At 62.1% G+C, this 11,773-nt stretch carries 10 protein-coding genes; 2 read left to right on the top strand and 8 right to left on the bottom strand.

Annotated elements, in window-relative coordinates; genetic code table 11:
* Window positions 1–51: 51 nt before the first annotated feature.
* On the top strand, window positions 52–1,041 hold the full coding sequence (locus tag RAS12_RS26010; protein ID WP_306942808.1) for a Bug family tripartite tricarboxylate transporter substrate binding protein: 990 nt from the start codon (window positions 52–54) through the stop codon (window positions 1,039–1,041).
* Between the two features lie 76 nt (window positions 1,042–1,117).
* The gene (locus RAS12_RS26005; protein ID WP_306942806.1) at window positions 1,118–3,484 is read left to right on the top strand and encodes a cytochrome P450/oxidoreductase; all 2,367 of its coding nucleotides are present in this window, start codon (window positions 1,118–1,120) and stop codon (window positions 3,482–3,484) included.
* A gap of 84 nt (window positions 3,485–3,568) precedes the next feature.
* Here the strand turns inward: RAS12_RS26005 and RAS12_RS26000 are convergent, their stop codons facing one another.
* From RAS12_RS26000 to RAS12_RS25965, 8 genes are all read right to left on the bottom strand, one after another.
* A complete protein-coding gene (locus RAS12_RS26000) occupies window positions 3,569–4,873 on the bottom strand; it encodes an ABC transporter substrate-binding protein (RefSeq protein ID WP_306942805.1) in 1,305 nt (434 codons plus the stop codon).
* Window positions 4,874–4,909: 36 nt separating this feature from the next.
* Window positions 4,910–6,034: a zinc-dependent alcohol dehydrogenase family protein gene (locus tag RAS12_RS25995; protein WP_306942803.1), complete on the bottom strand. Its 1,125-nt coding sequence runs from the start codon at window positions 6,032–6,034 to the stop codon at window positions 4,910–4,912.
* Between the two features lie 63 nt (window positions 6,035–6,097).
* The gene (locus tag RAS12_RS25990) at window positions 6,098–6,850 is read right to left on the bottom strand and encodes a glucose 1-dehydrogenase (RefSeq protein ID WP_306942801.1); all 753 of its coding nucleotides are present in this window, start codon (window positions 6,848–6,850) and stop codon (window positions 6,098–6,100) included.
* 27 nt (window positions 6,851–6,877) lie between these two features.
* Window positions 6,878–8,314 (bottom strand): aldehyde dehydrogenase family protein, encoded by a 1,437-nt coding sequence (locus RAS12_RS25985; protein WP_306942799.1) that lies wholly within the window; start codon window positions 8,312–8,314, stop codon window positions 6,878–6,880.
* Window positions 8,315–8,331: 17 nt separating this feature from the next.
* A complete protein-coding gene (locus RAS12_RS25980) occupies window positions 8,332–8,988 on the bottom strand; it encodes an ABC transporter ATP-binding protein (protein WP_306942797.1) in 657 nt (218 codons plus the stop codon).
* 3 nt (window positions 8,989–8,991) lie between these two features.
* Window positions 8,992–9,732 (bottom strand): ABC transporter ATP-binding protein, encoded by a 741-nt coding sequence (locus RAS12_RS25975; protein ID WP_306942795.1) that lies wholly within the window; start codon window positions 9,730–9,732, stop codon window positions 8,992–8,994.
* A 2-nt stretch (window positions 9,733–9,734) separates the two neighbouring features.
* Window positions 9,735–10,739, bottom strand: a complete 1,005-nt coding sequence (locus RAS12_RS25970; RefSeq protein WP_306942793.1) for a branched-chain amino acid ABC transporter permease — start codon at window positions 10,737–10,739, stop codon at window positions 9,735–9,737.
* Entirely contained in the window at window positions 10,739–11,644 is a 906-nt protein-coding gene (locus RAS12_RS25965) for a branched-chain amino acid ABC transporter permease (protein WP_306942791.1), read from the bottom strand. The genes RAS12_RS25970 and RAS12_RS25965 overlap by 1 nt, the downstream gene beginning before the upstream one ends.
* Between the last annotated feature and the right edge of the window lie 129 nt (window positions 11,645–11,773).

Raw genomic sequence — 11,773 nt, 5'->3', positions numbered from 1 at the left:
TTTACGCAAAAGAAGGGATGCCAACTGGCAATCCCAAAAAGGAGACAGCCTATGCGCACCTTGAAGCAACACGTTCTGACCGGGCTGCTGGCCCTGCCCCTGCTGGCCTGTGCCAGCGCTTTCGCCCAGCAAGCGCCGTCCGCCTATCCGGCCAAGCCGGTGCGCTGGATCGTGCCGTATGCCGCAGGCGGCGGGTCTGATTTTTTGGCGCGCAGCATCGGTCAGGGTTTGACCGGCCGCCTGGGCCAGCCAGTTGTGATCGAAAACAAGCCGGGCGGCAACACCGCCATTGCCGCGTCCGAAACGGCGCGTGCACCGGCCGACGGCTACACCATGCTGTCTGCCGACAACGGCACGCTGGTGTTCAATCCCGCGCTGTACAAGAAGCTGTCGTATGACCCCGCGAAGGATCTGGCGCCCGTCACCTTGATGGGACGTTTTCCGATGATTCTGGTGGTGGGTCCCGCCATGAAGGTCAACACCGTGCAGGAATTCCTGGCCGAGGCCAAATCTCGCAAGGACGGTCTGGACTATGGATCGGCCGGCGCGGGCAGCCCGCATCATCTGGCGATGGAATTGTTGAAGGTAGAGGGCGGCCTGACCATGACGCACGTGCCGTACCGGGGCGCATCACCCGCGCTGGCGGATGTTGCGGGTGGCCAGATTCCCGCGATGATGGTGGATCTGGCGGCGGGCGCCGGCTTCATCAATGGCGGCAAGGTCAAAGCCTTGGCAGTTGCCAACCCAACCCGTCTGGCGCAGTTGCCGGACGTGCCCACCTTTGCCGAGATCGGTCTGAAGAATGTGGAAGCCGCCGCGCAGGTTGGCGTGGTGGTGCCCGCAGGCACTCCGCAACCCGTCATCGACGCGCTGAACAAACAAGTGGTGGCCACCATCAATGATCCCCCCACACGCCAGCGCCTGATCGAATTCGGCATCGAGCCCGTGGGCAACACCCCCGCGCAGTACGCTGACATGCTGGTGGGCGAACGCGCACGCTGGCAAAAGCTGATCACCGATCTGCACATCACGCTGGACTAAGGTAATCCGGCCTGCCCGGCGCCGGGGCAACCCGCAAGCCCGGCAGGCCCGCAGGACGAACACACGGAACGATCTCATGAGCCAATCCCCTACCCCCTCGCGCCCGTCGGGCTGTCCCATCGATCACACGGCGCTGGCCGCCACGCAAAACTTGCCGAGCCAGGGCCCCACCGGCTGTCCGGTAAGCGCGCGCGCCGCCGAGTTTGACCCGTTTGGCGACGGCTACCAGCAGGACCCGCCCGAATACGTGCGCTGGGCACGCGATCAGGAGCCGGTGTTCTATAGCCCCAAGCTGGGCTACTGGGTGGTGACGCGATACGAGGATATCAAGGCGATCTTCCGCGACAACCTGACCTTCAGCCCGTCCATCGCGCTAGAGAAAATCACGCCGACCGGGCCTGAAGCCAACGCGGTACTGGCCACCTATGGCTACGCCATGAACCGTACCTTGGTGAACGAGGACGAACCCGCCCACATGCCGCGCCGCCGCGTGCTGATGGACCCATTCACGCCCGAAGAACTGAAACACCACGAACCCATGGTGCGCAGGCTGACGCGCGAATACGTCGATCGTTTCATCAACGATGGCCGTGCCGACCTGGTAGATCAGATGCTGTGGGAGGTGCCGCTGACGGTCGCCCTGCACTTTCTGGGCGTGCCGGAAGAAGACATGGATCTGTTGCGCCAGTATTCCATCGCGCACACCGTCAATACCTGGGGCCGCCCCAAGCCCGAGGAACAGGTTGCCGTGGCCCATGCGGTGGGCAACTTCTGGCAACTGGCCGGCAAGATTCTGGACAAGATGCGGCAAGATCCATCGGGCCCGGGCTGGATGCAGTACGGCCTGCGCAAGCAACAGACGCACCCGGAAGTCGTCACGGATTCCTACCTGCACTCAATGATGATGGCGGGCATTGTCGCCGCTCATGAAACCACGGCCAATGCGTCCGCCAATGCGTTCAAACTGCTGTTGCAGCACCCGGACGCGTGGCGCGAGATCTGCGAAGACCCTGACCTGATTCCCAACGCGGTAGAAGAATGTCTGCGCCACAATGGCTCGGTTGCCGCATGGCGCAGGCTGGCCACGCGCGATGTGGAAATTGCCGGCATCGCCATTCCGGCCGGCTCCAAGCTGCTGATCGTAACCTCGTCCGCCAACCATGACGAAGGGCAGTTCGCCGATGCCGACCTGTTCGACATCCGCCGCGAAAACGCCAGCGACCAGCTGACCTTCGGCTACGGCTCGCACCAGTGCATGGGCAAGAATCTGGCACGCATGGAAATGCAGATCTTCCTGGAAGAGCTGACGCGCCGCCTGCCGCACTTAAAGCTGTCCGAGCAGTCGTTCACCTACGTGCCCAACACCTCGTTCCGCGGACCTGAGCACCTGTGGGTGGAATGGGACGCGGAGCGCAATCCCGAACGTTCGGCGCCAGACCTGCTGGACCACGCGCATCCGGTCCGTATCGGCGAGCCGTCATCGCATGCCATTACGCGTCCGGTGGTCGTGCAGAGCGCCGTCCACGCCGCCGATGGCATCCTGCGTCTGCGGCTGGCCTCGCCGGACGGCAAGCCCTTGCCGCGCTGGACGCCGGGCTCGCACATCGACGTCGAATGCGGCGACACCGGCCTGTCGCGCCAATACTCGTTATGCGGAGACCCTGCCGAGACCGGCGTGTTCGAAATCGCCGTACTGAAGGAACCCGATGGACGCGGCGGCTCCGCCTGGATGCATGACCACGCCGTGCCTGGCGCGCGGCTGCGCATTCGCGGCCCGCGCAATCACTTCCGCATGAACGAGTCCGCCGAAAAGTTGATCCTGATCGCCGGCGGCATCGGTATCACGCCCATCAGCGCGATGGCGCGGCGCGCGCGTGAATTGGGTCTTGATTATCAGCTGCACTACAGCGGCCGTTCGCGGCGCTGCATGGCCATGCTGGACGAACTGGCCGCGCTGCATGGCGACAAGCTGCATGTGCATGCCAAGGACGAAGGGCTGCGCGCGGATTACGCCGAACTGTTGGCCGCGCCCCATGCGGGCACGCAGATCTACGCTTGCGGTCCGCAGAATCTGCTGGATGCGCTGGCGGGCTGTTGCGCTGTGTGGCCGGAAGATGCGCTGCGTGTCGAGCACTTCCATTCCACGCTGGGCACCTTGGATCCTTCCAAGGAGCAGTCTTTCGAGGCCGTGCTGAAAGACTCGGGCATCTCCATCACGGTGCCAGCGGATCAAACGCTGCTTGCCGCGCTGCGCAGCGCCAACATCGACGTGCAGAGCGATTGCGAAGAAGGCTTGTGCGGGTCGTGCGAAGTGCGCGTACTGGAAGGCGATATTGACCACCGCGACGTAGTGCTGACGCGCACCGAACGCGACGCGAACAACAAGATGATGGCCTGCTGCTCACGCGCCTGCGGCGGCAAGAAGATCGTTCTGGAACTCTAGTCTGCGCCAAAGGCGCCTTGGCCCAGCGCAAAAAAAACCCCGGCGATTGCTCGCCGGGGCATCCCTGCACACAACACCGCTTGCTCAGTTCGCGTACACCTTGATCTGATCGCTCTTCAACACATCCGGCGTCAGGCTCTTGTCGATCCATTCCATCGACGTATCCGACACGCCCGGGGTGACCAGCTCTGCCGGAATGATGGTGATGTCAGCCAGCACCTTGAACGGATACTTGTCGCTCTTCTTCGTAATGCCAAACAGCTGCGCTTCCAGGCCCTGACCGTCAGCGCGGTGCATCTTGACCTCGCGGCCATAACCCTTGAAGCTCACGTCATGCATTGCGGCCGCCACTTGTTCCGGAGAAGGCCACGCGCCGCCGTTGTCCTTGATCGCCTTTTCGTAGCCAGCCTTCAGACCCTGGATGGCTTGCACCATGTGATAGACCGAGTAGATCGGATAGGCGCCCGTCTTGTCGTGGAACTTCTTCACGAAAGCCTGGTGCTGCGGATCATCCTTGGTTTCAGGGTGCAGGAAGTAGTGGTCGCCCCGGGCGCCAACCAGCACGCCTTCAGGCAAGGCCGTGCCCAAGCGCTCCAAGGAGCTTTCGGCCAGCGACAACACAAAGGTGGAGTTCTTGAACAGGTTGCGTTGCGAAGCCTGGCGCACGAAGTTGTCCAGATCGCCGCCCCATGAGGTCGACACAATCACGTCCGGGCGCAGCGCTTGCAAACGGCTGATTTCGGTCGAGAAGTCGGCAGCGCCAAACTTCGGGAACATCTCGGCCACCACCTTCACGTCTGGCTTGAATTTCTTCAGCGCAGCCATGAAGATATCGCGCGAATCCCGGCCCCAAGCGTAGTCCTGGTTGACGATGGCAATCGTCTTGAAGTCAGGTTTGACCTTCATCAGGTACAGCACCTGCGCGACCATCTCCGTGGTGGCGTTGGCCTGCGTGCGCACCACATACTTGTACTTCTTGCCTTCCAGCGCTTTCTCGGTGCCGCAGTCCCACAGCACATTCAGCACTTTCAGGTCTTCGGCCACGGGCGCGACGATATTGCAGTGGCCGCTGGAAATGGCAGACAGCATGACGCGCGTGCCGCCTTCGGCCAACCGGCGGTACTCGGACAGCAGCTTTTCGCCGCCGCCGCCTTCGTCGATGTAGCTGGGCACGATTTTCACGCCATCGATGCCGCCGTTGGCGTTGATGTCCTGAATCAGGATATCCGCCGCGTCGCGCGCTGGCACGCCGAATACGGACGCCGACCCCGACAGGAAGGTCGAGATGCCGATGTTCAGTTCCTTGGGTTTGTCAGCGGCGCCTGCCAGCGCCGTAAATCCTGACAACAGGGTGGCGCCCAGCAGGGCAGCCAGTCTTGAGGTTTTCATGGTCTTGTCTCCAGTGTTGTAGTCGGGTCTATGCCCTTAGAAAACGATGGCGTCGCGCAGGCTGCCGCCGGTGGCGAGGTGATCGAACCCCTCGTTGATCTGGTCCAGCGAAAAGGATTTACCCATCATCCGGTCGACCGGCAATTGGCCGGCCTTGTACAGATCGATGTAGCGACTGATGTCAATGGCGGGCACGCCTGAGCCCAGGTAGCTGCCGCGGATGTCGCGCTCTTCGCCCACCATCTGCGACAGCGACAACGGAAAGCTGAACTTCGGATTGGGCAAACCAGACGTGACAGTCGCCCCGCCTCGGCGGGTCAGCTTGTAGGCGGTTTCAAACGCGGGCACGGCGCCCGCCATGTCAAACCCGTAGTCCACCCGGCCGCCAGCCAGATCGAACAGATCGTCATCGGTTTTGATTTGCTTGGGGTTCACGACATGCGTGGCGCCCAGTTCCTTGGCCAGCGCCAGCTTCTCGTCGCTGAGGTCCACCGCCACAACACGGCGCGCGCCCGCGGCCACCGCCGCCAGCAAAGCGCTAAGCCCGACCCCGCCCAAACCGACGATGGCTGCCGTATCACCCGCTTTGATGCGCGCCCGGTTGAGCACCGCGCCAGCGCCCGTCAACACCGCGCAGCCGAACAAGGCGGCTTCGCGATGGCTGAGTTCGACATTGACCTTGACGCAAGACCGGCGCGAGACCACCGCGTACTCGGCAAAGCACGAGACGCCGGTATGGTGATTGATGTATTCGTCGCCGATATGCAGGCGGCGGTCTCCGCCCAGCAAGGTGCCCTGAGTGTTGGCCGCGGCACCCGGTTCGCACAAGGCCGGACGGCCTTCCATGCACGGGTTGCAGCAACCGCAGCTGGGTACAAACACCATGGCAATGTGATCACCCGGTTTCAGGTCCGTCACCCCTGGCCCGGTTTCCACCACTTCGCCAGATGATTCATGCCCCAACACGATGGGCACGCCGCGCGGACGGTCGCCGTTGATGACCGACAGATCCGAATGACACAGCCCCGCCGCATGAATCTTGACCAGCACCTCGCCCGTACCCGGCGGGTCCAGTTCGATTTCCGTGATGGTCAATGGCCGGGTTTGTGCGTAGGGGCCTTCAACCCCTACGTTCCGTAGCAACGCCGCTCTGATTTTCATGCGTCTGACACCCACTGAAGAGAGAGGAAAGCGCCCGAATAGCCGGGCGCACTCGCAAACGGCTTAGACGGTGCGGCCGCCATCCACGGGGAATTCCACACCCGTGATGAATTCCGCGGCGTCGCTCGCCAGGAACAACGCGGCCGCCGCCACGTCCGACGGCTGGCAGAAGCGGCCAAGCGGAATCGTGGACACAAACTTGGCGCGGTTCTCTGGCGTGTCGGGCAGGCCCATGAAAAGCTCAAACATGCCGGTAATACCCATGACCGGGCAGATGGCGTTGACGCGGATGCCGTCCGGGCCCAGTTCCACAGCCATCGACTTGGACAGCACGTTGACCGCGCCTTTGGACGCGTTGTACCAGCTGAGTCCCGGACGCGGACGAATGCCTGCCGTCGATCCCACATTCAGAATCACGCCGCGCTTTTGCTTGCGCATCACCGGCACCACGGCCTGCGCCATGTGATAGATGGACTTCACGTTGATGTCGAACATGCGGTCGAACATGGCCTCGTCCACATCCAGCATCGGCTGGTTCTTGTGGGTAATGGCGGCGTTGTTGACCACGATGTCGACCGACCCGAATTTTTCCAGGCAGACGCGCACCGCGTTATCGATATCCGCCCGGCTGGACACATCGGCCTTGACCGCCAGTGCGGCCGCGCCGATTTCGGCGGCAACGCGATCAGCGGCTTCTTTGTTGATATCGGCGATAACGACCTTGGCGCCTTCCTTGGCATACAGCTTGACGATGCCTTCGCCAAACCCATTACCCCCGCCTGTAACGATCGCGACCTTACCTTGCAACTGGCTCATTTATTGTCTCCGTCTGATGCTTGGCGATCATTCGCCATAGAATTGGATTAGCGTCTTGGTGGTGCTCATTTCTTCCAGGGCGATGAATCCCTTTTCGCGCCCGTGACCGCTTTTCTTCACCCCGCCAAACGGCAGTTCCACGCCGCCGCCCGCGCCAAATCCATTGATGTAGACCTGACCGCACTTGATGCCGCGCGCCACGCGCTGCTGGCGTCCGCCGTTCTCGGTCCAGACCGCGCCCAGCAAGCCGTAGTCGGTGGCGTTGGCCAATCGGATGGCGTCGGCCTCGGTCTCGAAAGGCAGCGCTACCAGAACGGGGCCAAAGATCTCTTCCGTCAGCAGGACGCTGCCATGGTCTGGCGCGCTGAACAGCGTCGGTTTGACGAAGTAGCCGCCGGCCGGCACGCCGTCAGCAATGCCGCCTTCGGCTGCCACCTTCAAGCCGTCGGCCAGGCCTTTGGCGATGTAGCGGTTGACGCGTTCGAACTGCGCTTTATTGACGACAGGGCCGCAAGTCAGGTCCATATCGGGCGTGCCTGCGCGCACCTTGGAAAACTCCGCCGCCAGCGCCTTCATGAAATCGGCGTAGATGCCCTTCTGTACCAGCAGCCGGCTGCCAGCCGTACACGTCTGGCCGGTGTTGTGAACGATGCCTTTCACGATGGCGGGAATGGCCAGCTTGTAGTTGGCGTCGTCAAAAACGATGTGCGCCGACTTGCCGCCCAGTTCCAGCACACACTTGACCGCATTGACGGCGGCCGCCTGCTGGATCAATACGCCGACTTCGTTGGAGCCCGTAAACGTAATGAAATTGATGTCAGGGTGGCGCGACAGGCTGGCGCCCGCCTCTTCGCCCAGCCCGGTCACCACATTCAGAGCGCCGGCCGGAAACCCGACTTCCAGCGCCAGCTCGGCGACGCGAATAATGGACAGGCACGCGTCTTCGGCGGGCTTGACCACACTGGCATTGCCCATGGCCAAGGCCGGGGCCACGCTGCGGCCAAACATCTGCGCCGGGTAGTTCCAGGGAATGATGTGAGCGGTGACGCCCAGCGGTTCGCGTATCAGTTGTACGGAATAGTCCTTCTGGAACGGAATCGTCTGGCCATGCACCTTATCTGCCGCGCCGCCGTAGAACTCGAAGTAGCGCGCCAGCACCGTGATGTCGCCACGCGCCGTCGACATAGGTTTGCCGGTATCGCGCGACTCCAGTTGCGCGAGTTCTTCATGGTGCGCCAGCACGGACTCGCCCAGGCGCAGCATCAAACGGCCCCGCTCCAACGCGGTCATCCGGCCCCAATCGCCATCCAGCGCGGCGCGAGCGGCTTTCACCGCCGCATCCACATCGGCCTGCTGGCCCCGTGGAATGGTGGTGAACACGGCGCCGTCTACGGGCGACACCACATCAATGGTGCGCCCGTCGCGGGCATCGGCCTGCTGGCCGTTGATAATCATTTGCGTCATGGAATGCTCCGTGGAATTCAGTTCAAGGTGATCGAGCCGCGCTCAATCGTCCATATCTGGTCGGGGATATCGCCAAGCAACTTCACGTTGGACTCGGTGATCACCACGCATAACTCGGGTTGCAGCTCTTTCAGCCGCGCCAATGCTTCGGTGTAGTCACGCGCGAGCTTCGGCGCCAACCCTTGGAAAGGTTCGTCCAGCATCAATAAGCGCGTGCCAACCATGATGGCGCGCGCAAGCGCCACCATCTTTCCTTGCCCGCCCGACAGCGCGGAACCCGAACGCTTGAGCATCGGTTCTACCTGTGGCACCACTTTCAGCACCGTTTCGATACGGGCCGCGATCTCCGCTTTGGACTGCCCCTGCACTTCGCACGGCAGGTTCAAGTTTTCTTCGACCGTCATGGTCGGGAATATCACGCGGTCTTCGGGCGCGTAGCCCACTTTCAACGCAGCTCGCTTGTGCCCCGGCATTGCCGTCAGATCGGTGCCTTCAAACGCGATCGTTCCAGACTTGATGCGCGTCAGGCCCATGATGGTGCGCAGCAGCGTGGTCTTGCCCGCGCCGTTGCGGCCCACGATGCCTATGGTTTTTCCGGGTTCAAAGCTGGCACTGACGTCGCGCAGGATGCGGTTGCCTGCCAGGTCGACATTGATGGCCGATAGATTCAACATGGTTCAGGCCCCCAGCACTTCGCTTTTGATCTGCGGGTTATTCAAGACCTCGGCGGGAGACCCGTCGGCGGCCACCTTGCCCGCGATCCAGGCCGCGACACGCGTGGCGTAGCGCGACACAATGTCCACATCGTGTTCGACAAACCAACTGGTCACGCGGCGTTCATCCAGCGCGTGCATCACGGTTTCCATCAAGGCGAATTTGTCTTCGGAAGCCACGCCGCTGGTCGGCTCGTCCATGATCAGGAGTTTGGGCCGCAGCGCCAGCGCCATCGCCACATCCAGCAGCTTGCGCTTGCCTTCGGGCAATTCAATGGAGGCTTCATCGGCTTCCGCAAGCAGTCCCACCAGGTCCAGCGTGGCGTCCACTTCCTTCTCGTCAATCGTGCTTTCCAACGAGCGGAACCAGCTCAGTTCCTTGTTGCGGCGCGCAGCGGCAATTTGCACGCATTGGCGTACGGTGTGCTCGGTGAACAACTGCGGAAGCTGAAACGAGCGGCCCAGCCCCATCCGCACGATCTTGCGCGGCGCCATGGCCGTCACGTCGCGCCCGTCGAAATACACCTTGCCTTTGGATGGCGCCAGATAACCCGTGCAGATATTGATAAAGGTGGTCTTGCCTGCGCCGTTTTGCCCGATGACCGCCAGGCGTTCGCCTTCGTGCAGTTCAAAGTTGATGTTGTCGGCGGCAACCACACCGCCAAAGGACAGCGTCAGTCCGGTGGTTTGAATAAGAGGTTTCATCTTCAATTCCTTGCCGGCGATTGCACGCGGGCCTGGGCAGGCGTCTGCGTCCGCGTTTGGGCGCGCATTTGGGCACGCTTTTGCGCCGCGACGCGCTTCATGATCTGGCCGACAAAACCCGTGGGGAACATGAAGATCACCAGAATCAAGGTCAGGCCCAGCAGGAATTGCCACAGGCCCGGGAAATAGGCAGCCGACACCAGCTTGACCGTTTCGAATCCAACAGCCCCCAAGAACGCGCCCGCCGCATGCCCTGCCCCGCCCAGAATCGTGATGAACACGAACTCACCCGAACGCAGCCATGAACCGATTTCCGGCGTCACAAGCCCCTGCATCAAGGCCAGGATCGCGCCCGAGAATCCAACCACCACGGCCGACAGCAAATACCCCTTCCACATAATGAAATAGGCAGAAAACCCCAGATATTCAATGCGCGTTTCGTTCGTCTTGATGGCAGACAACGCTTGGCCGCTACCCGATCGGAAGTAGCGCTGCACCCACCAGGCCAACACCAGCGACAGCACCAACGTCACGACCAGCAGCGCGCGCTCAAACGACTCGCGCTCCATCACAATGCCGGCCATGGCGGGACGCACGATACGCAGCCCATCGGAGCCGCCCGTCAGGGTGTAGAGCTTGCCCAGCAGCGCGAACAACACCATGCTCAGGGCCAGGTTCAACATGCCAAAGAAGATGCCGCGATAGCGCACCACGAACAGGCCAATCACGATGGCCGACACAAAGCTGGCTGCAACGCCCGCCAGAATCAGCACCAGCGCATCAGTGCCCGGCATGGCGCGGGCCAGAAACGCGACGGTATAGGCGGAGATGCAGGAATACATGGCGTGGCCGAACGAGATCTGGCCGGCGCGGGCCATCACCGAAACGCCCAGCGCTGCAATGGCGTAGGTCAGGCCGATGACGATCGGCGTGATGGTCCAGGAAAGGTTGTAGCCAAGAAATAGCGTGGCCAGCGCGGCCGCGAGGCTGAGTACGGCGACTTTCATCAGATCCTCCGGGCTTGGGCGACAGTGAACAAACCATGCGGCCGGATAATCAGCACCAGCACCATGATGATGTAGGGAACTGCCACTTCCAGCTCGGGTGCGGCATACACGGCGATGGCGCGGATGACGCCGATCAAAAGCGCCGCAATCAGCGCGCCGGTGATCTGGCCCAGGCCCGCGGTAGCCACAACAGCGAACGACAGCACTGTCATGTCGGTTCCCGCGCCCGGCACCAGCGATGTGGTGGGTGCCGCCAGCGCGCCGCCCAGTGCGCCCAGAATGGTCGCGATCACAAAAGTCACGTAGCCAATCTTCTTGGCGTTGATACCGAGCGAGGTCGCGACTTCACGGTTGTGCGTGGTCGCCACCGTTTGCTTGCCCAGCTTGGTGTGGCGCAGGAAAAATTCCAGGCACACGTAGGCCAGTACAGCCGTGACCGGCACCACTACCAGTTGATATGTCGTGTAAGTGATGTCGCCTATTTCGATATTGCCCAGGCGGTTCACGACTTCGCTTGCGCTGTAGGGCTGCGCGCCCCACAACAGGCGTTGAATGTCTTCAAGCATCAGGAAGCCGCCAAACGTAATCAGCAGCTTCAGGATGGGATCGTAATTCTGGGCGCGCCGGATCAGCACGAATTCCATGATGCTGCCCAGGGCCAGGCCCACGGCAATGGCGGCCACGAACAGCGCGGCAAACAGCAGGAAAGGCGAATCGGTTTTGGGCGCCAGGAACATAACCAGGCTGGCTGCGGCGTAACCGCCAAAGGCGTAGAAGGCGCCATGAGCAACATTCAAAATGCCCATCACACCGAACACCAGGGTTAACCCCATTGATACCAAGAACAGCAGACTGGCGTATGCCACGCCATCCACCAAGGCGAGAGGCAGTAGATCCAAGGTCAAGCGTCTTCTCCCAATACGCTAAGCGCCAGCTGCGCGGGCGATGCGTTGCCGCGGCAACGTAAATCCCCTGCACGGCGGCGCGGGCTTGTGGCCCGGGGCGCGCACCGCGCGCCCTTGTCTCGTGATGAA

This window comes from Achromobacter seleniivolatilans (assembly GCF_030864005.1).
Lineage (GTDB): Bacteria > Pseudomonadota > Gammaproteobacteria > Burkholderiales > Burkholderiaceae_B > Achromobacter > Achromobacter seleniivolatilans.
This window is presented reverse-complemented; position numbering and strand designations above follow the sequence as displayed.

Coding starts and splice junctions, on each gene's coding strand:
- RAS12_RS26010 (WP_306942808.1), top strand. CDS start 52: ATGCGCACCTTGAAGCAACACGTTCTGACCGGGCTGCTGGCCCTGCCC.
- RAS12_RS26005 (WP_306942806.1), top strand. CDS start 1,118: ATGAGCCAATCCCCTACCCCCTCGCGCCCGTCGGGCTGTCCCATCGAT.
- RAS12_RS26000 (WP_306942805.1), bottom strand. CDS start 4,873: ATGAAAACCTCAAGACTGGCTGCCCTGCTGGGCGCCACCCTGTTGTCA.
- RAS12_RS25995 (WP_306942803.1), bottom strand. CDS start 6,034: ATGAAAATCAGAGCGGCGTTGCTACGGAACGTAGGGGTTGAAGGCCCC.
- RAS12_RS25990 (WP_306942801.1), bottom strand. CDS start 6,850: ATGAGCCAGTTGCAAGGTAAGGTCGCGATCGTTACAGGCGGGGGTAAT.
- RAS12_RS25985 (WP_306942799.1), bottom strand. CDS start 8,314: ATGACGCAAATGATTATCAACGGCCAGCAGGCCGATGCCCGCGACGGG.
- RAS12_RS25980 (WP_306942797.1), bottom strand. CDS start 8,988: ATGTTGAATCTATCGGCCATCAATGTCGACCTGGCAGGCAACCGCATC.
- RAS12_RS25975 (WP_306942795.1), bottom strand. CDS start 9,732: ATGAAACCTCTTATTCAAACCACCGGACTGACGCTGTCCTTTGGCGGT.
- RAS12_RS25970 (WP_306942793.1), bottom strand. CDS start 10,739: ATGAAAGTCGCCGTACTCAGCCTCGCGGCCGCGCTGGCCACGCTATTT.